This window comes from Bacteroides sp. Marseille-P3684, assembly GCF_900291465.1.
In the GTDB taxonomy this organism is placed as follows: domain Bacteria; phylum Bacteroidota; class Bacteroidia; order Bacteroidales; family Bacteroidaceae; genus Phocaeicola_A.
This window is the reverse complement of the sequence record NZ_LT985808.1, coordinates 1817770-1840499: the sequence shown is the minus strand read 5'-3', so window position 1 is coordinate 1840499 and position 22730 is coordinate 1817770. Positions and strand designations below refer to the sequence as shown.

The window sequence follows — 22730 nt, the reverse complement described above, 5'->3', positions numbered from 1 at the left end:
CCCGTCGTCTTCAGAAGGGCTTATTCGTCCATCGGACGGTAATCCTTGGCAAGACCGCCCTCTCCCGTCTCCTTGTAGAGCGAAGGAAGGTCATGCCCTGTCTGTTTCATCACCTCGACCACCTTGTCGAACGACACCCGGTGCGAACCGTCGGTGAACGTGGAGTAGATGTTGGCATCCAGGGCACGGGCGGCAGCGTAGGCATTCCGCTCGATGCAGGGTATCTGCACCAGACCGCAGACAGGGTCGCACGTCATGCCCAGGTGGTGTTCCAGCCCCATCTCCGCCGCATACTCGATTTGTGCCGGACTGCCGCCGAACAGTTGGGTAGCTGCCGCCGAAGCCATGGCACACGCCACACCGACTTCTCCCTGACAGCCTACCTCCGCTCCTGAGATGGATGCCTTCGTACGGGCGATGTTCCCGATGAGTCCTGCCGTGGCAAGTGCCCGCAGGATACGCATCTCGCTGAACGAACGGTTCTGTTGCAGGTGATACAGCACGGCGGGAATCACCCCGCATGACCCGCAGGTGGGTGCGGTGACGATGCATCCGCCGGAAGCATTCTCTTCACTGACGGCAAGGGCGTAGGCGAATACCAGTCCGCGCGAACGGAGCGAATCCTTGTAGCCCAATGCCTTGATGTAGTAAGAAGCCGCCTTGCGCCGCAGGTTGAGCGGACCGGGCAGGACGCCTTCCTGGTCGAGACCGCGCACGACGGCAGCCTCCATCGTTTTCCATACTTCCGACAGATAGTCCCACAGCGAGGAGTCCTCACACATCTGGACGTACTCCCAGTAGCTCCGGCCGGTACGTTCACACCAGTGCATGATGTCCACCAGGCTGTCCATGGCATAGATGTCCTCACCTTCTGCCAACGTCTTGCCTTCCTCGGCCAGTGCCCCTCCGCCGATGCTGTAGACGGTCCAGTGTTCGGTGATGTTCCCGTTGGCGTCCATCGCCTTGAACAGCATGCCGTTGGGATGGAAAGGCAGGAATATCTTCGGTTCCCAGAGGATGCGGACAGGCGCATGGTCAGCGAAGGCATTCATGATTGCCACGTCGGTCATGTGTCCCTTGCCGGTGGCAGCCAGACTGCCGTACAGGGTCACTTCGAACGAGGTGGCTTCCGGATGACGGGCAAGGAAAGCTTCGGCAGCCTTACGGGGTCCCATGGTGTGGCTGCTCGAAGGTCCTTGACCGATGCGATAGATTTCTCGGATGGATTTCATTCAAACAATTTAGAGGGATATTCACCGGCATCAACCAGCGACTGAATCTTGTCGACCACACCCTGACGGTCGGCTGCATAGGTCACGCCGAACCATTTGCTCGTGGTGTCGAGCACTTTCACCGTAGCCGTTCCTTCGTTGATGAGCTTGTTGACCATCAAGGGGATGAAGTACTCGGCCTTCAGGTTGTCGAGGTTGTTCTTGAGGAAGTCGATGAAGTAGTCTTCGGAATACTTGAAATAGTCGGGAGTGAAGCCCCACATGTTCATGGAGACGGGGGTATTGTCGTCCACGGCAACCCATGCGCCCTGTTCGTCCTTGTAGCATACCTTTCCGTCCACACGCATGATTTCGGTACGTTCCACGACGGTGGTCAGACAACCTTCGTCGTTGGTGGAACAGATGCCACGTGCCACGGTACCACTCTCCGAGAGGGTGTTGCCGACGCGGAAGCCCACCATGCAATAGCGGTTCTTCGCGCCTTCGGGCAGTTCGCTCAGCCAGCGTCCCAGAACAGCAAAGCTGTCCCGTCCGTAGAAGTCATCGGCATTGATCACCGCAAACGGCTCGTTGATGACCTCTTTTCCCATCAGTACGGCATGGTTCGTTCCCCACGGCTTGACACGTCCTTCGGGACAGGTGAAGCCGGCGGGCAGCTTGTCAACAGACTGGAACACGAGCTCCACAGGGATGTGGTTCTCATATTTGCTCAATATCTTTTCACGGAAGTCTTTCTCAAAATCCTTACGAATGACAAACACAATCTTACCAAAGCCACCCCGGATGGCATCGAAGATAGAATAGTCCATAATGGTTTCCCCGTTGGGACCCAGCCCGTCAAGTTGCTTCAAACCACCGTAACGGCTGCCCATACCGGCAGCCAGCACAAACAATGTAGGTTTCATTTCTATACTGCGATTTTAAATTTGACAATGGTCAAGGGGGGGGGCGATGTGCCTTCTCCTTAACGCGTTGCAAAGCTAGGGAAAATCGAAGAATGCGTTGTACTGTTCTTTCGTCTTTTTTCAATCCGAATCGGTCATTTGTCCCCCGACCGCCCCATCGGTCAGAGAAAGCAGACGGACAGGGTGGAGGCTGCCGGGCACCGCATCCGGCGACAGAGACGGCTGTCAATCTGCATTGAAATCATACAGGTCGGGGTCTTCCTGCATCAGGTCATATTCCGTCGGGTCTACATCGGCAGGATTGATATCCCCGTCGCCGTCCATCGTCATGTTCCGGCGGTTCCACAAGTCACGCTCTTGTCGGTTCGACGGACGCTGTCGGGAGGGTTCCGTTCCACCGGACGCATTCTGCAGGGTGTCTGAAGACGGAGCGGAGACATGGCTTCCCGAGAAGACGGGCAAAGAGATGCGGGAGCCGTCCTCCCACCTGTCGGCTGGTTCCGTATGCTCCCGTCGACATAGCTTGAAGGCAAAGACAATCACCACGGCTATGACGATGAGCACTGTTTTGTCTGAAGGTCTGTTTCGTTTCATACGCTGGAGGGGATATGACAGTCAGCTTGTAAAGGGAAAAAGGAATTAGAAGGGATAGCCGATGGCAAAGTGCCAGCCCAGACCGTCCCAGAACTTGGGGATATTGTAATACCCCTTGCGCGAAGTCTCGTAGGGGGCATGCAAGCCGATGCCGACATCCAGGCGGAGCACCAGGAATTCCAGGTCATAGCGGAAGCCGACACCCGTACCCAGGGCAATCTGCTTGCCAAAGTCCTTCAGCGAGAACTTGGCGCCGGGACGTTGTGCGTCCTCGCGCAGCAGCCAGATGTTGCCGGCATCGAGAAAGGTCGCCCCGTAGAGGTCGCCGAAGATGGGGAAGCGGAGTTCGACATTCGCCTCCAGCTTGATGTCTCCCGTCTGGTCGATGTAGGAGTACATGCCCGTCTGCGGCTGGTAACGTCCGGGACCGATGGAGCGGACGGTAAAGGCACGGATGCTGTTCGCGCCGCCGATGTAGAACTGTTCGCTGTAGGGAGCGACGGAAGAGTTGCCGTATGCATAGATGACTCCTCCGAACACACGGGTAGCCAGTGAGAGCTTGTCACCCAACGAGAAGGTCCGCCGCAACTCCGAAGTCACCTTCAGGAACTGGGCAAAGGGGTTACCCAGCAACATCTTGTCCTTTTCATTGAACCGGTTTCCGAAGATTGCGTAAATGCCCGACGTGACATTGCCCGACGAGGTGACCGAGGTCTCCCACCAGGTGTGGTGACGCTTGCGCTTGAACGGGGTGTCGTCGTAGGTATAGGTGTAGCTCATGGCGGGGATGAACTGGTTCTGCATACTGATGTAGAGTGCCTGGTTGGCATTGCGGATGGAGTCGAACTTCTCCGTAGTCCCTTGCAGCACATTGAAGGTCAGTCGCAGGGGAGTGAACGTGTGGCGCGACACGGGAGAGGTCTGCACGGTATAAGTTGCCGTTCCTCCGAAGGAAAGCATCCGGTAATAGCCGGCACGGTTGAGCTTCTGCATGTAAATCTTGAACTGCGACGTCCGCTTGAACGGCGACCAGCGCGGACGGTAGAAGGGGATGACCAGCCGCGGATAGTCGACAGCCATCGAGATGCCGTAGCTGTAGGAGTTGATGACCGCACTGTTGCCCTCGACCGAGGAACCGGTCTGCCACTCATACGACCCGTCCAGCTGCACCGAGAAGGTCTCTCCCCCGCGGAAGGCATTGCGTTTCGACACGGCAAACGAGGCGCCGGGTCCCATCTGGTCGTTGCTCTTCGACTTGAAGTCGAACTCCAGCTCGCCGTCGAGCAGCTTGTCGAAGCGGGTATTGATGTCCACATCGAGCACGTTGTTGCGTCCGGTGGTGTCCCGGGGTGTATACTGGAACTCCACGGAGCTGAACAGCCCCATACTGTTGATGTTCTCCTGGGTGTACTGCTGTTTCAGAGCAGAGTAAAGCTCGCCGCGGCGGAAACGGAAGTTGTTGAACAGCACTCCGGGACGGAGCGGTATCTTGTCCCCGTTGTAGTTGATGGAGATGCCCGGACGGGTAATGGAATGCTCGAAGTCACGGAAACGATTGTTGTCGTACATGTTCAGCCGCAGGTCTCCCACGGTGTACTGACGGTTGACCTGCGCCTGAAGGCCTGCCACGGGCTGCATCCGGAGGCTGGCATGTCCCCGATGTTGCACGGTGTCCGCCAGGTAAGTGATGTAGTTGGAACGGTAGTAGTAGTACCCGTTGTTGCGCAGGAGCGTGGCGATGCGGTTGCGTTCCGCCTCCAGCTGGGTCACGTTGAAGTTGTCGCCGGGGAGCAACAGACCTTCTTTCCGGTTTGCCTGAATCAGGCTGTCCGCCGGAGCGGGAAAGCCTTCATACACGAGGGTATCGATGTAGTAGGGCTGCTGCATGTCGACCACATAGCGTACTCTTGCCTTGCGGGGGTTCTTCTCGTCGGGCAGCACTTCATAGTCCACCTTGCCCCGGAAATAACCGTAGTTGTGCAGGACGTTCGTCGCCACCTTGGCACGCAGTTCCGGATTGACCGTGGAGATGAACACCGGCGTGGCGGCAAACTTGTCGAACATCCAGCGTCCGAACTTCGACTGGCTGTTGACATACTTGTTGTATATCCACAGCGTATAGGGGAGCGGTCCCCGGATGGAAGAGCTTCCCATCAGGGCATGGTTGGGCGCACACGCCAAGGCTGCCTCCACTTCCTCCAGTGCGGTGCTCCCGGCATCGCTCTTGTCCTTGTTCACGACTTCGGTGTCCTTGATACCGATGTAGAGCACCTCGTCGGCAGGGAGGTTCCTGGTGGTGGAGCAGGCTGCCAACAGCAGCGCCAGCATACCTATATAGAAAAGGTAATCGTGTCGTCTCATCATTTTTCAGTTCTTGGTTGTTCGTTGCGGTCGGGTTGCTTCCGTTTGCGGAAGATGAAAAGCTCGCTCAGCTTGCTCACCTTCTTGCGCAGCACGATACCGGCACCCGTCTCGGTAATCTCGCCGTCGAGCATGCTGTCGAAGTTGGTGTTGTGGAACACACGGATGTAGCGCGTTCCGCTGTTGTCCAGCCGGTATTCCACCGAGATGTCGTCGATGAAGGATTCCGACGTGCCTCCCTTGTTGGGGTCGTCGTTACCGGTAGAGATGCGTCCGCCGATGACAATGCTGATGCGGTTGTTCCAGAAACGTTTGGCAAAGCGGAAGGAGTAGTCCGTATGTTGCGACCCGTCTGCCGACGTGGCATCTTCCATGCCGACCGTGATGTCCACCGTCTTCAGGGCATTGCCGGCAATGTTGGTGATTTCGCTCTGGAGGAACGAGTTCAGCGCACTGTTCGCACTGAAGCCGTTGGACTTGCTTCCTCCCCCTTCGCCCAGGTACATGCCCGTAGCCAGCATGGCGACTGCCAGCTTGCCCCGGTCTTCCTTCGACATGGATACCAGCTGGTTCTGGATACCCGCATCCTCGGGTGCTTCCAGGGTGAACTCCAGCCCCATGTTTTCCAGCGAATTGGTGATGGCGACACCCACATCGAAGTTCACCGAACGGGGCACATCGTTCTCCGTCACCGTGGTACGGACACGCTCCGTAGCGGCAATGTTCATCACAGGGTTCATCGGGTTGCCGTTGAACTCCACATAGCTTCCGTTCTTCAGCGTAAAGGTCTTCAGCGGGATGACCGGCAAGGCATACTTCATCTGTCCGCCGACCACCGTATAGCGTCCGGACAGGAGGAACTCCCCTTGCGGTGTGTACTGCATCGAGAGCGTACCGCCTCCGTTCAGTGCGATGTAGCTCTCGCCGTCCTCACTCAGGTTGGCACGCACCTGTGCCCCCTCATCGATCTGAAGGGTCATCAGCATGTCCACTCCTCCAGCCGTATAGACCGGCTGCACGGGAGTCAGCACGGTCGTCGTGTCGCGGAAGTCCACAAAGGTCACCAGCCCGCTCAGCCGGTCCTCTACCGTCAGCGGCGAATCCTTCAGGATGTAGGTGACGTCGGTGTTGCCCTGCACGTTGATGTTTCCCCGCATCTTCAGGTTGTTCATATCGCCTTTCAGCGTCGAGAAGATGTCGACATAGACCTTGCCGAACACCACCGAGTTCTTCTGCCGCGGCGCATTGATCAGCTCATAGTTCCGTGCCACCATACGGAGGTCCAGCAGGGTATTGGTCAGGTTGGAGAAGTCTACGGTTCCCGTCAGTGCAAACGGGTTGCTGCCCCGGGTGTACACACTGAAGTTGTCAAACTTGAGCTTGCTGCCTTCGATGGTCACGGGACGGTTGTCCAGCCGGAAACGTGCCCCGTAGGCATCTGCCACCAGCATGACGGAGTCGAGTGCCAACTGTCCGTCGATGACTGGAGCAGCCGTACGTCCTTTCACGGCAACCTCCCCGTCGAGGTCTCCTGAAAGCGTCACCATGCGGTCCGGGATGAAGCCGTTGGCAAGCTTCAGGGGGAAGTGTTTCAGTCCCAAAGTCATGTCCAACAGTCCGTCGCCGGTATTGTGGTAGTCACCCGAGAGCGCCACGACTTCTTCTTCATCCAGGGAGAGGCGGGCGTCGACAAAGTGGGTGTTGTCCTCCTTGGGCAGGTAAATACCCGAACAGGCGATGTCGCCCACCGGCGTATGCTCGTACACCAGCGAGTCCACGGCAGTTTCGAAAGCCACCGACAGGCTGTTCCTGTCGGCCTGGATGTAGTGGAGTTCCGCATCCAGGATGCCTTCGATGTCGGGCAGGTAAGGGAGCACCTGCATCAGCTTGCCGATATCGACCCGATGGAGCGATACGGTCAGGTCGCGCCAGGCGTCCGTGTCGGGAGCGGAATAGAGCTGGAAGGCACGTCCGCCGTCATGGGTATCCAGCCGGAGGTCAGCCTCCACATGGCCGTTCTTATGCAGGTAGATGTAGTTGTCGCGGTTCAGCCGGTAGGGACTGAAGGCAATGATGGGTTGCTCGGGGTAGAACTTGAAGCGCAGTCCGTCGTCTGCCATCGTGGCATTCAGTCCCAGATGGACTCCCTGCTCGCCCTTGCTGTCGTAGTAGTTCAGCTCCAGCCCCGCCCCCTTCGGATGGATGAACGCATTCAGCCGGGAATCGAAGACGAACTGGCGGTTGGTGGGGGCATTGCGTACCTCGGCAAAGAGCTTCACGCCCAACGAATCCTGCATCATGTTGAGACGGATGGTGTCCAGTTGCAGGCTGTCGGTGCGCAAGCAGTAGATGTGGGAAGTCCCGTTGATGCCCCTCAACGGCGAAGTGTCAAAGTCGGCAAACAGCTCGTCGTACTTGAAGCCGTTCATCGCCAGGTAATTGTATATGGGATTATCGGTACCTGCCTTCAGGCGCAGGCACAGGTCCGGCAGGAGTGCCTTCAGCTTGTTCTGGTCGAGCCACTTGTCCTCGGCCTGTGCAGCCAACTCCGTCCCAAAGGTAGAGAGTGACCGGATGATGGACTGAATGTCGCGCCGTCCGTCCAGGTGCAGGTTCAAGTCGCCGGCATCGGCATTGATGCAAGTGGAGTCCGGACGCAGGTCTACGTTGAAATAGAGGTTCTTCGCCTTATAGTTGTTCTTTTCCGAACGGAAGCTCAGGTTCTCCAGTGCTCCCTTGCACCAGTGTGTCTTGCGGAAGTCCGTACGGAAATCGAGTGTGAACAGTGCCCCGACATGGAAGGGGAATGAAGCGACCTGCAACTCCGGCAGGTTGACGTCCGCCAGGTCCACCAGCAACCGTCCGCCCACTCCCCGACGGCGCAACTGCGCATCCAGGGTGGTCGTCATTGCCAGCAACGGGTTCCGGCTGTCAAACTCCAGACGGGCATCGCCTTTTGCCAGGGAAGCACGGAGCTTCAGGTCCGTCAGGTCATAGGCTGCATATTGCAGACGTTCCACCGACAAGTCTGCCTGTGCATGCGTGGCAGGATGGTAGGGGTCGAACCCGCGTCCGTGAGCCGCCAGCGTAGCCGACACATAATATAAGGAATCGTGAGGCAGGAAGTCCCGTCCGTAGAGGCTGTCCACCGCCAATGTCACGTCATACGTCTCGGTATCCGTCCGGCAGTCGGCTTGCAGTTCCACCCGACCAGTGCCCTCGGTGACCACCAGGTCCGCCGTATACTGTTCACCGGCAACCCCGGCATTGCCCTTGAAAGTGATGCCTCGCGGGATGACCAGGGTACTGTCCGCCAGACCTGCCAGGGCTGCCACACAGTCCAGGTCATGCGTCACGGCATCCAGCACTACTTCGCCCCGACGCTTCCTGTTGTCGAGCACATCGTAGACCTCTCCCTTGGCACTCAGCTCATAGACACCCTTCAGCTCGGACTGCAGACCGGTGAGCTTCAGTTGCTGCATGTTGCCGTCCACCCCGACACGCAGGGTGAGCGGCGCATTCGGGTAGGCACGCACAAAGGCTTCCGGCATACCACCTGCCAGCAGCATCAGGTCCTGCTTACCCAGTTCGGCAAGCAGACGGACGCTCATGTCGGCAGTGCCGCCTCCCTCCAGTGCCTTCCAGTCGATGCGGGCACGTGTTTCCACATACGAGTCGGAGGTCTCCAGGCGAAGCTCCGGCAGACGGATTGCTTCGTCGTCGGCATCCAGCCGTCCGGTGAACGAACGGACCTGCAAACCGGAACGCTCGTTCAACGCAAAGTTCCGGATGACAGCCGCCATCCGCCGTCCCTGATAAGAGGCCGAATCAATCTCGGCATTCCACTGTGTGAAAGACAGGTGGGCAGGGTCAAGTCCCGGGAGGGCTTCCAACGTGTCATTGTCCATCGAGAAGGCGCCGTCCTTCACGACCAGCCGACGCAGGCTGTAAGCAGCATGTCGCAAGTCGATTTCCCCTCCCTGCAGGTCGAGGTTGCCCAGTCCGACAGCCATCCGTGTGGTATCGGTCAGGTGTAACGCGACATCGACGTCTTCGCATTGGAGGCTTTTCACCAAGATTTTCCAGTACGTGGGGGAAGAGGTTTCAGTGGTATCTGTAGTAGTGGTGTCACGCAGACTGACGGTCAGGTGTGTCCGGCGCAGCAGCGCCTTGTTGACAATGGCAATCTCGGGGTCGAGTGCCACTCCGTGCGACGAGAGGTAGAATTCGCCCAACGTCCCCTGGAGGGCAACGGACGGAATCAGGTCCTCGGTGTTCATCCGTACGTCTTTCAGACTGACGCCGTCGACCTCAATCTGCTTACGGAGCAACGGGAGCAACTGGACATCAACCTGCAACTGTCCGGCAGACAGCAGGGTGTCCTGACGATGCGACAGGATGTCCACCCCGTTGACACGCAGGCTGAGCGGAAAACCCAGACGCACATTGTCCACACGAATCTGCATGCCGGTCTTTTCGGAAGCGATGCCCGTCACCTTGTCCACCACGAAGTTCTGGATGGCAGGAACATAGAGCAGGACAGCCAATATGATAAACAAGCCGACGGGAATGGCTATCACAAGTCCCGCCACCTTCAGGAATTTCTTCATAACTTGCGCACAAGGGATATCGAGAGGCAAATATAGTACAAAATCTTGGGCGAAGCTCCTAAAAAGTCCGAAAAGAAAGGCTCACTCCTTGCCGTATGTGCGTGGAATCGGCTATTTTTGCAACGACAAAAAATCTTATCAGACATGAAACGAAACATTTACCTGACCGGTCTCCTGCTCACCGTCGCTTCCTTGCTGAGCTCCTGTGGCGAAGACCGCACCCACGAATATATCGAGAAGACGGAGGAGGACCAGTGGATTGCCAACCAGATGAAGGATGTCTATCTCTACTACCAGGAGATTCCCGAGCTGAAATCGGAAAACTACTTCTACCCCGTGGATGAGTTCTTCCCCATGCTGCTGGCTTCGCACGACCGTTATTCTTACCTGGAGATGAAGGAGGAGAGCCGGACCCGCAACTACCTGCAACCCGTCACTTACGGCATGGACGTTGTCGTCAGCAACGACCCGACGGGAACAACGACCCACCAGACGGCACGTGTCCTGCTTGTCCTGCCGGGGTCTCCAGCCGAACAGGCAGGCATCAAACGGGGCGACTACATCACCGCCATCAACGGCAAGAACGTCAGCTCCTCGAATGCCGACCTGCTGACGACCGGCTCGGGTGTCAGCCTGACTCTCTCGACACCCATGACCGACCCGACAACGGGAAACATCGTGTGGATGCCTGAGACACGCGAGGTGACACTACCGGCTGCCGTGGCAATGGAAAACAATCCCTTCTTCGTGCAGAAGGTCATCGAACGGAACGGACGGAAGATTGGCTATCTGGTCTACAACGAGTTCATGAGGGGACGCGACGACAACAACACGGACGATGTCGCCTACATGCAGCAGATGCTCTCCGTCTTCCAGCAATTCAGACAGGCGGGCGTCAACGACTTCATCCTCGACCTGCGCTACAACCAGGGAGGCTATGTGACCAGCGCCCAGGAACTGGGCAGTCTGCTGGCTCCCTCCAGTGCACTGGGAGAGGAATTCGCCCACTTCGAGTTCAACGACAAACGGCAGGACCTGAACTACGCCCTGAACCTCGACCCTCAATACAGTTCCTACAACCTCAACCTGGGACGCCTCTTCATTATCTCGGGTCTCTACACGGCATCGGCGTCGGAAATGATGATCAACTGCCTGCGCCCCTACATGGAGGTGAACCTCATCGGCGTAACTACCACCGGCAAGAATGTCGCCATGACACGCATCGACAGTCCGTATGACTTTGTCATCTACCCCGTGACTTCCACCGTCTACAATGCCAAGGGCGAGTCGGACTATGCCTCCGGCTTCGAGCCCCGGTATGTCATCAATGAGCTGTCCTATTTCCCCTGGTATGACCTGGGCGACGAACGCGAGCTGCTCCTCGCCAATACCCTGGAGTGGGTAGAAGGCAACATTCCGCCCAATGCCGAGAACACCGGGTCGACCGAGGAACCTGAAACTCCGGAGGAGCCTGAGAACCCGGAGAATCCCGATACGTCTACCGACGAAGGGACCTCCCCCACCCGCTTTACCCGTGCCCTGACACCGGGCTATTCGACCTGGCAGAAGAAGCATCTTCCTGCCGCTATCCTGACGGAATAAGTTTCGGAACAAGTCTCTCCGCAGCGCCCCTTCCTGCTGAAGGGAAGGGAGGCGGACGGGACTTGCGCCCTCATGTGTCATTTTGTCAAACGAAGCGCTCGACAGTGCCCTTCCTTGCACCCAAATACGATTTGGTGGATTTCGAGGCCCTTCTCAGGCGATTCGCAAAATACACATTGCTGCATCTGGGCATCAGACGGTGTCATCCAGAAAGCCGGGTGACGGTCATCATGGCATTCCTGACACTCGTCACTCCACAGCCATCCCTTTTTGCTACCTTCCGATTTGTTGACACGGCACTCCTTCTGGAGAGTGAAACTCCGGATTTTTCGCTTTCACTTTCCAAAGATTTGACTTCCGGGCACGAAACAATCGTGTTTGGCAGGTGAAACTATATTGTTTGAGGCGGCAAACGATATTGTTTGGCGCGCGAAACAATATTGTTCCGGGCACGTTTTGCCTGTTTTTCGAAAATAGAATGTATAGTTTTCTAAAATGGAAGCCTTTTTCCCTCGTTTTTATTTGCATTCATTCACGGTTGGCTTCCGGTTGGACTGCTTTTTGAAAAAGGCGTGTTAGCAGGAAAGAGGAATTTTGCTGATTCTGTCAAGCATTCCGGACGAATCGGTGTCTTTCTGATTGGGCAGAGGCAAGTCAGTTCCGGGATGTACTCAGGGCATCACAGGAAAGGAGCGAACAGGTTGGCAAACCAGCCGACGAAGCGTTTCCAGGGAGTACGGCGCATCCAGACTTCCCGTGTCAGCGGCGTGGAAGAGAGCTTGTCGTCCTCAAACATACGGATCAGCTCGTCGGTCACATCCCGGTTGAACATGAACGCATTCACCTCATAATCGTAGCGCAGGCTGCGGCTGTTCAGGTTGGCGGAACCCAACGTGCAGAAGATGTCGTCGACCATCATAATCTTGGAATGATGAAATCCGCCGTTGTACAGATAGACCCTTGCACCCCGTTTGGCAAGCTGATAGGCAAAATAAGTGGAAGCGTCGGGCGTAAAGGGGATGTCCGACTTGGCGGAAATCATAATCTCCACGTCGATACCACGGTCAATGGCGTCCTTCAGGGCTTTCTTGATGGAATGGGTCGGGACAAAATATGGATTGATGAGTTGGATTTTCCGCTGTGCCGCGTCGATGGATGCTACATAAGCCCGACGTATCGACTTCGGGGTGCGTCCGGGATACCGGTCTACAATCGCCATCTCCACACTGTCGGTCACTGCCTCGGGCTGTGGGAAATAAGCGGCTTGTGCAACCAGGTCTTCATGGGTCACCTGCTTCCACATGTCCATGAAAATCAGTTGGAGTTCCGCCACGGCAGGACCTTCCACCCGCATGTGCATGTCGCGCCACTTGCCCACGACTTCCGTCCCGTTGATGTAATAGTCCGCCACATTCATGCCACCCATGTAGGCGACGCGTCCGTCAATGACCACAATCTTCCGGTGGTCACGCTTCAGGACATGATTCACGTAAGGGAAGCGGATGGGGTCGAAGGCATAAATCTGGATTCCCAACCGGCGCAGCTTGCGCAGGTGACTGTTCTTCAACGGCTGGTTGTTGGACATGTTCCCGAAGTCATCAAACAGGGCACGCACCTCCACGCCTTCCTTCACTTTCTCCGCCAACAGGGCAAAGAGCGCATTGGCAATGGAGTCGTTGCGGAAGTTGAAATATTCCAGGTGCACATGATGCCGGGCACGGCGCACCTCTTCAAACAAATCTGCAAACTTGTCCTTACCGCTTTTCAGCAGTTTCACCTGATTGCCTTCGGTCACCTTGACACCGGAGTCCATCAGGAAGTGTTTCACTATCGAGTCGCTGCTCACTGCCGGCTGCGCCCACAAGCACTGCACAGACAGCAGACAGGCTGTTATCCAAACAATCAGTCTAATATTCTTCACCTTCAATGCGTTTAAATTAAAGAAGAGGATTGTCGGAAGCTGTTCCGGTCTACACGAAAGCCGGACCGACATCACCCGACAAATTCAAAACCTAAACCCAAATCGGTCATTAAACCGCTCAAAGTTCCTGACTGTTCCAAAAGAGCAAGATGCTCAAAGTCTAATGACCGACTTGGGATAAAAGGTCTGCAAAATTAGTGCTTTTCAGCCAAATAAGCGCAAGGAAGCGGAGTAAATCCTCCGGGCATACAAAAAAATAGCCGTCGCAAGCACCCGGCTCACGACGGCAGTTTTCAATCCGGCTTTATGGGAAGCCGCTTATTTCTTGGCAGAATCCGGTGCAAGAATCAGGTCAAGCACATCGGCATTCTTGAAGAATCTCTTCGTAAAGTCCTGAACATCCTTCGGAGTCAACGATTTCATGATTTCCTCGTAGTTCTTCGGGTCGTTCAAGTCAATGCCCATCTGGTAGTAGCTGGTCAGGACAGACATCCAGTAGCCATTGTGGTTCTTGCTCTGTTCGCTCTCCTTCAAGGCGTTCTTCACCACCTTGTCGAGTTCTTCGGTTGTCACACCATCCTTGATGATTTTGTCAACCTCTGCATAGAGCAACGGCTTCAGTTCGGCAGCCTTTGCAGGGTCGCAGTCGAACTGCATGGAGATGTTGTAGCTGTTCACCGGTTCACGCGAAACGTTTCCGCTCACGCCTACCCCGTATGTACCACCCTGCTCCTCGCGGATGGACTTGGTGTAGCGGTTGGTCAGGATGTTGGCAAGGATATCAATCAGGTAACCGTCCTTCAACGTATACTTCATTTCGTGAGTGAACGACACGAGTACCGTTGACTTCGGGTTCTGCAACGGGAAGTAGAGTACTTTCTCCACCTTGCCCTTCGGACCTCTCACCTTCCGGTCAACCCATTTCTCATGACGGTTGAGCGAGGGGATGGAACCGATGTATTTCTCAACCATTGCCTTTGCCACTTCCTGCTCCACATTACCGACAATGATGAAGGTGAAGTCGCTGGCATCGCAGATGCGGTCACGATAGACTTTCTCGATACGGTCCAATGTAATCTTGTCCAGATAAGCCTCGTTGAAGAGGAGGGTACGGGGATTGTAGTCAGTCGAAATCAGGCTCAGAGAGTCCTGCATCATCTTCTGCGGTTGTCCCTCCATCTGCTGTACGCGGATGCGGTTCTGGCTGAGCAGTACCTCGTGTGCCTTGGCATCGAAGCGCGGTTTCTGGAAGCGGAGGTAAATCATCTGCATCATGGTCTCGAAATCCTGCGGCGTAGCACTTCCGCTCACGCTCTCATACAGACCGCCGATACCGATGCCCGTACCTGCCTTCTTACCGGTCAGCACTTTTCTCAGGGAGATGGCGTCATAGTCGCCCAGACCATAAGCAGCCACGAAGGCGCTCACGTTGCTGGCGGCAGGCAGCAGGTCGAGGTCGGCATACATGGAAGTACCACCAGCACTGAAGGCGCTCAATGCCACGTTGTCCTTCTCGAAGTCAGCTTTGCGGAATACCACCTTGGCACCGTTCTCCAACGTCCATTCTACAGCCTCAAACTGCGGAAGTTCCTTCGTAGCCACAACCTTGGAACCCTTCAGGTCCTCGGCAATCAGGCTACCGCTTACCACATTGTCGGTATAAGCCTCCACGGGCTTGCCCTCAGTAGCTGCGATGATGTCACGGGCTTCCTGCTCGGTCAGGTGGGTCACACCCTCGCTCGGACCGGAGATAAGGATGACACGGTTGTCAGCCTTCCACCATTTCTTCACCTGGTCTGATACCTCCTTGGCAGTGATGGTCGGAATGACCTTCTCGGCAGCAGCCACATAGTCCTCCGTACTGATCATGCCGGCATTCTCCAGGAAGTTGGCCTGCATGTCGCGGATGTATTGTTCGTTGTTGGTCTTGTCGACGTCTTTCAGCATCGAGCGCAAGCTGGTGAGCATGTTGGTCTTCACACGGTCCAGTTCGGACTCGGTAAACCCGTGTTGGATGACACGTTCGTTCTCACGGATGACAGCCTCCAGGGCTTCCTTCTCCTGATTGGGTTTGGCAGTGGCAGACAACGAATAGCCTGCATAGCCGCGCACCATACCTCCTACCCCTATGGAGGCACCCAGGAAGGGAGCATTGCCACGCTGGATGATTTCAGCAATACGGTTTGACAGCATCGTGTTGTAGAAGCTTTGCATCAGACCGTCCTTGATGTCCTGATAAGTCACCTTGCCGGTGTTGTCCTCATCGCGGTAAATGCGTACCAGTTCCACCCGTGAGCTGGTGGCTTCCTTGTCGGTTGCCAGACAGAAGTAGGTCTCTTCGTGAGACGGGATTTCATAGAACGGACGCTTGGCAGGATTCTTCACGGCAGGAATGGAAGTGAAGATATCCTTGATCTTCTGTTCCATCTTTGCCACGTCAAAGTCGCCCACGATGGCGATGGCCTGCAAGTCGGTGCGGTACCACTTGTGATAGAAGTCACGGATGGTCTGCGGCTTGAAGTTCTGGATGACGTTCAAGTCACCGATGACATCGCGCTCCACATACTGGGACCCCTTCAGCAAGGCAGCCAGCTGCTGTTTCTGCAGACGGGCGGCACTGGTGTTACGGGTACGGTACTCTTCGGTGATGACACCACGCTCCTCGTCGATATCCTTGTCGGAGAGCGTCAGGTAATAGGTCCAGTCGTGCAGAATCAGCAGACAGGTGTCAATGACAGCCTCATCGGTCACAGGCACCGAGCTGATGTTATAGACCGTCTCGTTGTGGGCTGTGTAGGCATTCAGGTTACCACCGAATGACACACCGTGACGCTCCAGGGTGGAGATCATGCTGTTGCCCGGGAAATTCTTACTGCCGTTGAATGCCATGTGCTCCAGGAAGTGTGCCAAACCGTCCTGGTCGTCATTCTCCAGCAAGGCGCCGGCGTTACGGATGATGTAGAAGCTGGCGCGCTCCTTAGGTTCTTCATTGTGACGAAGATAATAGGTCATGCCGTTCGGCAATTTACCCACCAACGTTTTCGAGTCGGCAGGCAATGCCTCGTTCCAGTTTATCTGTTGGGCATAACCCAAGAGACAAAGGAAGAGCAGAGGCAGGAAAAGTAACTTTCTCTTCATGTTCGTTGAATAGTTAAATGATTGTCGAACAAAAGTAGTCCTTTTCATAGACATACAAATATTTTACATGCTAAATAGTGAAAACAGATAATAAAAAAACAAGAAGGAAAGGAGCCAAAAGCGGAACAGAAGCACTCCTTAATAACATTTTGACAACAAAACAGAAAGAGCAAGGGTTTTCAACCGACATCCACAAGGGTTACAATCCGCCCATGCAGTCATTAATCCGAACATTTTATCACCTGTCCCGACAGGGGCATTCTTTAAAGATTCGGGACGCATTTAACGTTTAAAGCTTAAATACGTAAAGATTCGTCTTAATGTTCCGGACGGGATTCCTCACCCAGATAATAGACCACCGACACCCGATTGCGACGCAGCACCTGCTTCACCTCTTCGACTTGCTGCATCTCCACCCGTCCGTCGACCCCCAAGGCAATTTCAAGGGGTCCGTCGGTCTCTACCGACTGTTGCGACAGACGAAGCCGATGTTCCAGCTGTCCAAGAGGCAACACATCGTCGTCCCACTGCACATAAGTCTTTCCTTGCTCCATACCTATATAGATATAGTGCAGACCGGACATCTCACCCACCTTCTCCAGCCCTTGTCCGGCAGGCAACTCCAAGGGTACATGAGGCGAAGATTCCCGCATGTTGGTCACAATCATGAAGAAGAACAGCATGGTGAATATCAGGTCGGGCAGCGAGGCTGTGTTCAGTCCTGGAATCTGCCGACGTTTCCTGCGCATGAACATTCCCATCAGTCACGCCCTCCTTTCTCCTCCGCGGTCATCGTCTCGGAAATGCGCTGCGGATAACAGGCACGGATGGCTTCCTGCTGTTCGGAGGAGGCGCGGTCAAAGGTGCAATGGAAACGTTTCTCCGCCTCGGCATCGCGCAGTTCGCAGTAAGCCTCCAGCAACAGGTTCTGCACCTCGAAATAGGTCCGGTAATCGGTATGGGGGTCATAACGCAACGCGATGACATGGGTATCCGTCACCTCCACTGTTCCCAGCAACGGCACTTCGCGCGAGTGCTTCTCCGGCAACGACTCCTCATTGTCCGGATTGGCAATGAAATGCTTCACACGCTCCTTGACGTCCGTCAGTGGGATTTCTTCGGAACCTGCAAACAGCCTGCCTTCTCCGTCCAGACGGAACACCAGCAGGTCACGCTCCTTCACCCGCAAGGGTTCCACACGCACCGAGTCGGTCGAAGGGGGAAGCTCACGACGGATGCTCTTCTTCACGCCCATGGAGGTGGCGAGCAGGAAGAACACCAGCAGCATGAATGCCATGTCGGCGGTCGACGTAGCATTGATTTCAGGCACTCTCCGTTTGATGCGCTTCCCAAACATAGACTTCAGCGTTTAAAATGGATACGACGGAACACGCCCGTCACGGACAGGACCGCACAGAGTACGGCGACGACCAGCAACAAATAGATGGCATAGAGCAGCATGTCGGTCACACGCAGCCAGACCACACTTTCAAACCACTCCCCGTTGACCAGCATCGGACGGGACGAAGCACACAGCAACGTCACCCCCAGCAGCAGGATGAACAGCCCCGTACCCGCCACCAGACGGTAGGCACGTCTGCGTGTCTGACGCCAGACACGGGCAAAACGGAGAGCAACGGCACCCAATGCCACCCCGACAGCCAGCACCGTCATGGCATAGACCACATAGAGCAGCACGTCGGTGTTCAGCGGCAGGTTGTAATCGCCGACCGGATTGTCATAGCCGACCCCGAAGAAGAGTGCGACTGCCACCAGCACCAGTGCCAACAGCACATAGAGCACGGCATAGGAGACCTTGTAGAAACAACGGGCTTTCATGGGACTTGCTTCTTTTCGCGTCGGGAGTTATACTGCAACAGCATGTCGAGCAACGAGATGGCGGCATCCTCCATATCCGCCGTAATGGACTCTATTTTGGAGAGGATGTAGTTGTAGAACACCTGAAGGATGAGTGCCACAATCAGTCCGAAGATGGTCGTGATGAGTGCCACCTTCATGCCTCCCGCCACGATGTCGGAGGAGATTTCGCCTGCCTGCTCGATGTCGTCAAATGCCATCACCATGCCGATGACCGTCCCGAGGAAACCGAGCGAAGGGGCGATAGTGATGAAGAGGGTAATCCAGGAACAGCCTTTCTCCAGGTAGCCCGCCTGCACCGTGCCGTATGCCACGATGGAGCGTTCCACCACCTCGATGTCCTCATCGGCACGCATCAGTCCCTGGTAGCAGATGGACGCTACCGGTCCCCGGGTGTCGCGGCAGAGGGTCTTGGCCTGTTCCACATCCCCCTGTTGCAAGGCATCGTCGATGCCCGTCAGCAGACGCTTGGCATCAATGTCCGCCAGGCTCAGGTAGATGATGCGCTCGATGCACAGGGCGAGACCGAGCACCAGCGTGATGGCAACCAGGGACATGAAGCCCGCGTTGCCTTCGATGAACTTTTCCTTGACCACCTGGTGAAATCCCGTCGCCTGTTGTGCCTCGCCGAGTGCCGCCTGCACCTGTGCCCCTACTTCAGCGGGGAAGAGCAGACAGAGGAGACACAAGCCTACTCCTATCCATTTCATAGTTTGAGTTCTTAAGTTTTTGAGGTTGTATGTTCATTTGTCGGGCTGGAGCAGACGTCCGCCCGCCCCAACCTGCCCGGTCAAGCCTCCCAGCCCAACGCACTGGCGCCCAGGACTGCGGCATCCGAGTCCTTCAGTTCCGAAACCAGCAGACGGGTCTTGCCTTTGTAGATGGGCATCACGTTCGCCTCCATCGCCTCGCAGATGGGGTCGATGATGTAGTGCCCTGCCTTGGCGAGACCACCGAAGAGCACGATGGCTTCGGGACTGGAGAAGGCGATGAAGTTGGCGAAGGCCTCTCCCAGGATGGTTCCGGTGAAACGGAAAATCTCCAGGGCAAGCTTGTCGCCCTGCTCGGCAGCATCGTAAATGTCTTTTGAAGTGACCTTCTCCGGCGCAATGTTGCGCAGCAGGCTGGGTTCGTCGGACGAGGACAGCACCTCATGCACCGTGCGGACAATGCCCGTCGCGGAACAATAGGTCTCCAGGCAACCGTGACGGCCGCAGCCGCACAAGCGTCCGCCGGGACGTACAATGACGTGTCCCAGTTCTCCGGCAAAGCCGTCGTGTCCGTAGACCAACTGCCCATTGACAACGACGCCGCTGCCGACACCGGTTCCCAACGTAATCATGATGAAGTCCTTCATGCCGCGTGCCACCCCGTAGGTCATCTCACCCAACGCGGCAGCATTGGCATCGTTCGTCAGGACTACCGGGACACCCAGACGGTCCTTCAGCAACTGTGCCAGGGGGACAATGCCTTTCCACGGCAGGTTGGGAGCCTGCTCGATCTGCCCGGTATAGTAGTTTCCGTTGGGTGCTCCCACGCCTACGCCCTTGATGGTGTCGATGCCTCCGGCGGCATCAATCAGCACCATCAGACGTTCAGCCAGCGTATTCACGTAAGTATGGATATCCGGATAATCTTTTGTCTTGATACTGTCGTGTGAAAGAATGTTCGCACGTGCATCCACCACACCGAACACGGTGTTCGTACCTCCAATGTCAATTCCTACAGTGTAGGGCTTCTCCATGGTCTTTTCCATAACTCTTGTATTCTATTTGATTCAGCGCCCAAAATTACGAACAATATTTCTGTTTGCAATCAAGTTGCAAGTGCTTTCTCTTACCTTTGCAACAGTCAAACCGCTAAAACACATCACAGCTATGAAGAAATATATACCGGAAATCCTCTCCTTCGTGCTGCTTGCACTGGGAATCTGGCTTCGCAGCCATGCAACGGACCTGTTCCCCTTTCAGGGAGCGGAACTGCTCTACTTCCTGATTGCCTTCCTGCCGGTCGGCGTTCCCGTGGTGAAGGAGGCCTGGGAATGTATCTGCGAAAAAGAGTTCTTCAACGAGTTTACCCTGATGGTGCTGGCATCCATCGGAGCGTTCTACATCGGCGAATACCCGGAAGGGGTGGCAGTCATGCTCTTCTATTCAGTGGGCGAAAAGCTTCAGGATGGCGCCGTCAGCCGGGCACGCGGGCACATCCGTTCCCTGCTCGATGTGCGTCCGGAGACCGCACGTGTCGTCTCTGCCGACGGACAGACCGACGAACGGAATCCGGAAGCCGTACACCCCGGCGACACAGTGGAAGTGCGTCCCGGTGAACGTGTCCCGCTCGACGGAGTACTGCTCACGCCTCATGCCACCTTCGACACGGCTGCCCTGACGGGAGAGAGCATGCCTCGCCTCATCGAACGCGACGGCGAGGTACTGGCAGGCATGATTGTCACCGACACCCCTGCACGCTTCCGTGTCAGCCGTCCTGCCGGAGAGAGTGCCCTGGCACGCATCCTGCGGCTGGTCGAAGAGGCGTCCGCCCGAAAGGCACCGGCCGAACTCTTCATCCGACGCTTTGCCCGTGTCTACACACCGACGGTCACCCTGCTGGCTGCCCTGGTCGTGCTCTTACCTTATATATATAGTCTCTTTGCCCCCGGCTTCACGTATGTGTTCGACGACTGGCTCTACCGCGGACTGGTGTTCCTGGTCATCTCCTGCCCCTGTGCCCTGGTGGTGAGCATCCCGTTGGGCTATTTCGGAGGTATCGGTGCAGCCTCCCGACAGGGTATCCTGTTCAAGGGAGGGAACTACCTGGATGCCATCACCCGGATTGACTCGGTGGTTTTCGACAAGACCGGTACGCTGACGAAAGGGGAATTTGAAGTGAGCGAAATCCACGCCACCACGCTTTCCGAGGAAGGACTGCTCGAACTGGTGGCCTCGATGGAACAGCACAGCAACCACCCCATCGCCCAGGCCATCGTGCGGACGGCAAACGAACGTCGGCTACCCCTGCGGACCTTCCCCGAAGAGAAGGAAATGAGCGGACTGGGCATCCGGACCACCTCCGCCAACGGACACACCTACCTGGCAGGCAACAGCCGGCTGCTCCGTCAGGAAGGAATCAGCTATCCGGCAACTGTGGACGAGATGGAGGAGACCGTCATCCTCTGCACCATCAACGGGCACTATGAGGGCTACCTCGTGCTGTCGGACACCGTGAAAGCGGACAGCGCAGCCGCCATCCAGGCCCTGAAAGACTTAAAGATTGATAATATTCAGATGCTCTCGGGCGACAAACAGGGCATCGTCTCTAAATTTGCCGGACAATTGGGCGTCCGCCGGGCATACGGGAACCTCCTGCCTGAAGGCAAAGTGGCACACCTGAAGGAACTCAAGGACCACGGACACCGCGTGGCTTTCGTGGGCGACGGCATGAACGATGCACCGGTGCTGGCACTGAGCGACGTGGGCATCGCCATGGGCGGATTGGGCAGCGACGCCGCCATCGAAACGGCGGATGTGGTAATACAGACCGACCAGCCGGGCAAAGTGGCAACCGCCCTCCGCATCGGACGACGGACCCGGCAAATCATCTGGCAGAACATCACCTTTGCCCTGGGCATCAAAATCATCATCCTGCTGCTCGGCGTACTGGGTTTTGCCAACCTGTGGGCAGCTGTCTTTGCCGACGTCGGGGTGGCGATGCTCGCCATCTGCAATGCGCTGCGCATCCAGCTGGGCAAGTATGAAACGCCCCTTCCGGTACGCCCCTAACTCGCTATCAAACCATGGCAAATGAAGAAACCTATCTGAAACTGCTCGCCCTGCGCGACATCAAGCCTACCGCCAACCGCCTGTTGGTGCTGCGGGAGATGCTGGCTGCCGACCGTGCCTTCTCCCTGCTCGACCTGGAAGACCGCCTCGTGACGATGGACAAGTCGACCATCTTCCGCACCATTACCCTCTTCCTCGGACATCACCTCATCCACGCCATCGACGACGGTTCGGGGTCGCTGAAGTACGCCCTCTGCAGCAGCGACTGCAACTGCGAGGTGGATGACCTGCATACCCATTTCTACTGTGAGGCGTGCCACCGGACGTTCTGCTTCAAGCAAATACACATTCCCCGGGTCACCCTGCCCGAAGGTTTCTCCATGAACAGCATAAACTATGTCATCAAGGGACTTTGCAACGAGTGTGCCCGGAAAGCAAAAAGAAAGGGAAAGACACCAGACGCTTGACAAAACCGACAAAAACACGTTTTTCGGCTAACGCATACTTTGCAGATTTCCGTCAAACCAGCAAGCAAAAGCAAACGTCTGTGAACAAAAACGGCTTAAAAAGCCTCTGATTTTAGAAAACTATACATTTCATTTTCGAAATACTTACATTTTGAGGCTCAAACAATATTGTTTCACGTGCGAAACACAAGTGTTTGACGAGTCAAACAATATTGTTTCACCTTCCAAACAATATTGTTTCGT

At 56.0% G+C, this 22730-nt stretch carries 15 protein-coding genes; 3 read left to right on the top strand and 12 right to left on the bottom strand.

Going from position 1 to position 22730, the window contains the following annotated elements:
• Positions 1-20: 20 nt before the first annotated feature.
• From C8275_RS07020 to C8275_RS07000, 5 genes are all read right to left on the bottom strand, one after another.
• Positions 21-1232 carry an L-serine ammonia-lyase, iron-sulfur-dependent, subunit alpha gene (locus C8275_RS07020; protein ID WP_106484607.1) on the bottom strand — a complete coding sequence of 404 codons (1212 nt, stop codon included), beginning with the start codon at positions 1230-1232 and terminating at the stop codon, positions 21-23.
• On the bottom strand, positions 1229-2137 hold the full coding sequence (locus C8275_RS07015) for a hypothetical protein (RefSeq protein ID WP_022385190.1): 909 nt from the start codon (positions 2135-2137) through the stop codon (positions 1229-1231). The genes C8275_RS07020 and C8275_RS07015 overlap by 4 nt, the downstream gene beginning before the upstream one ends.
• Positions 2138-2362: 225 nt before the next feature.
• Entirely contained in the window at positions 2363-2731 is a 369-nt protein-coding gene (locus tag C8275_RS07010) for a hypothetical protein (RefSeq protein WP_157948204.1), read from the bottom strand.
• Positions 2732-2776: 45 nt separating this feature from the next.
• Positions 2777-5095 (bottom strand): BamA/TamA family outer membrane protein, encoded by a 2319-nt coding sequence (locus C8275_RS07005; protein ID WP_199881893.1) that lies wholly within the window; start codon positions 5093-5095, stop codon positions 2777-2779.
• Positions 5092-9702 carry a translocation/assembly module TamB domain-containing protein gene (locus C8275_RS07000; RefSeq protein WP_106484604.1) on the bottom strand — a complete coding sequence of 1537 codons (4611 nt, stop codon included), beginning with the start codon at positions 9700-9702 and terminating at the stop codon, positions 5092-5094. Before C8275_RS07000 ends, C8275_RS07005 begins: the two co-directional genes overlap by 4 nt.
• A gap of 144 nt (positions 9703-9846) precedes the next feature.
• Between C8275_RS07000 and C8275_RS06995 the strand changes: the two genes are divergently transcribed.
• The gene (locus C8275_RS06995; RefSeq protein WP_106484603.1) at positions 9847-11304 is read left to right on the top strand and encodes a S41 family peptidase; all 1458 of its coding nucleotides are present in this window, start codon (positions 9847-9849) and stop codon (positions 11302-11304) included.
• Positions 11305-11983: 679 nt separating this feature from the next.
• On the opposite strand, the gene cls is transcribed toward C8275_RS06995, so the two are convergent.
• The 7 genes from cls to C8275_RS06960 all read right to left on the bottom strand — a co-directional run bounded on the left by cls (position 11984) and on the right by C8275_RS06960 (position 19997).
• Positions 11984-13216 (bottom strand): cardiolipin synthase, encoded by a 1233-nt coding sequence (cls, locus tag C8275_RS06990; RefSeq protein WP_369861210.1) that lies wholly within the window; start codon positions 13214-13216, stop codon positions 11984-11986.
• Between the two features lie 327 nt (positions 13217-13543).
• Positions 13544-16363 (bottom strand): pitrilysin family protein, encoded by a 2820-nt coding sequence (locus C8275_RS06985; protein WP_106484601.1) that lies wholly within the window; start codon positions 16361-16363, stop codon positions 13544-13546.
• A 317-nt stretch (positions 16364-16680) separates the two neighbouring features.
• Positions 16681-17124: a biopolymer transporter ExbD gene (locus tag C8275_RS06980; protein ID WP_106484600.1), complete on the bottom strand. Its 444-nt coding sequence runs from the start codon at positions 17122-17124 to the stop codon at positions 16681-16683.
• Positions 17124-17720 carry a biopolymer transporter ExbD gene (locus C8275_RS06975; RefSeq protein ID WP_106484599.1) on the bottom strand — a complete coding sequence of 199 codons (597 nt, stop codon included), beginning with the start codon at positions 17718-17720 and terminating at the stop codon, positions 17124-17126. The genes C8275_RS06980 and C8275_RS06975 overlap by 1 nt, the downstream gene beginning before the upstream one ends.
• A 5-nt stretch (positions 17721-17725) precedes the next feature.
• On the bottom strand, positions 17726-18202 hold the full coding sequence (locus tag C8275_RS06970; RefSeq protein WP_106484598.1) for a hypothetical protein: 477 nt from the start codon (positions 18200-18202) through the stop codon (positions 17726-17728).
• The gene (locus C8275_RS06965; protein WP_106484597.1) at positions 18199-18951 is read right to left on the bottom strand and encodes a MotA/TolQ/ExbB proton channel family protein; all 753 of its coding nucleotides are present in this window, start codon (positions 18949-18951) and stop codon (positions 18199-18201) included. The genes C8275_RS06970 and C8275_RS06965 overlap by 4 nt, the downstream gene beginning before the upstream one ends.
• Before the next feature lie 80 nt (positions 18952-19031).
• A complete protein-coding gene (locus C8275_RS06960; protein ID WP_106484596.1) occupies positions 19032-19997 on the bottom strand; it encodes an ROK family protein in 966 nt (321 codons plus the stop codon).
• A gap of 121 nt (positions 19998-20118) precedes the next feature.
• Between C8275_RS06960 and C8275_RS06955 the strand changes: the two genes are divergently transcribed.
• A complete protein-coding gene (locus tag C8275_RS06955) occupies positions 20119-22020 on the top strand; it encodes a heavy metal translocating P-type ATPase (protein WP_106484595.1) in 1902 nt (633 codons plus the stop codon).
• Positions 22021-22034: 14 nt separating this feature from the next.
• A complete protein-coding gene (locus C8275_RS06950) occupies positions 22035-22487 on the top strand; it encodes a Fur family transcriptional regulator (RefSeq protein ID WP_022383324.1) in 453 nt (150 codons plus the stop codon).
• Positions 22488-22730: the final 243 nt, after the last annotated feature.

Bases quoted from the DNA above. Each gene is read 5' to 3' on its own strand.
- C8275_RS07020 (WP_106484607.1), bottom strand. From the start codon at position 1,232: ATGAAATCCATCCGAGAAATCTATCGCATCGGTCAAGGACCTTCGAGC.
- C8275_RS07015 (WP_022385190.1), bottom strand. From the start codon at position 2,137: ATGAAACCTACATTGTTTGTGCTGGCTGCCGGTATGGGCAGCCGTTAC.
- C8275_RS07010 (WP_157948204.1), bottom strand. From the start codon at position 2,731: ATGAAACGAAACAGACCTTCAGACAAAACAGTGCTCATCGTCATAGCC.
- C8275_RS07005 (WP_199881893.1), bottom strand. From the start codon at position 5,095: ATGATGAGACGACACGATTACCTTTTCTATATAGGTATGCTGGCGCTG.
- C8275_RS07000 (WP_106484604.1), bottom strand. From the start codon at position 9,702: ATGAAGAAATTCCTGAAGGTGGCGGGACTTGTGATAGCCATTCCCGTC.
- C8275_RS06995 (WP_106484603.1), top strand. From the start codon at position 9,847: ATGAAACGAAACATTTACCTGACCGGTCTCCTGCTCACCGTCGCTTCC.
- C8275_RS06985 (WP_106484601.1), bottom strand. From the start codon at position 16,363: ATGAAGAGAAAGTTACTTTTCCTGCCTCTGCTCTTCCTTTGTCTCTTG.
- C8275_RS06980 (WP_106484600.1), bottom strand. From the start codon at position 17,124: ATGGGAATGTTCATGCGCAGGAAACGTCGGCAGATTCCAGGACTGAAC.
- C8275_RS06975 (WP_106484599.1), bottom strand. From the start codon at position 17,720: ATGTTTGGGAAGCGCATCAAACGGAGAGTGCCTGAAATCAATGCTACG.
- C8275_RS06970 (WP_106484598.1), bottom strand. From the start codon at position 18,202: ATGAAAGCCCGTTGTTTCTACAAGGTCTCCTATGCCGTGCTCTATGTG.
- C8275_RS06965 (WP_106484597.1), bottom strand. From the start codon at position 18,951: ATGAAATGGATAGGAGTAGGCTTGTGTCTCCTCTGTCTGCTCTTCCCC.
- C8275_RS06960 (WP_106484596.1), bottom strand. From the start codon at position 19,997: ATGGAAAAGACCATGGAGAAGCCCTACACTGTAGGAATTGACATTGGA.
- C8275_RS06955 (WP_106484595.1), top strand. From the start codon at position 20,119: ATGAAGAAATATATACCGGAAATCCTCTCCTTCGTGCTGCTTGCACTG.
- C8275_RS06950 (WP_022383324.1), top strand. From the start codon at position 22,035: ATGGCAAATGAAGAAACCTATCTGAAACTGCTCGCCCTGCGCGACATC.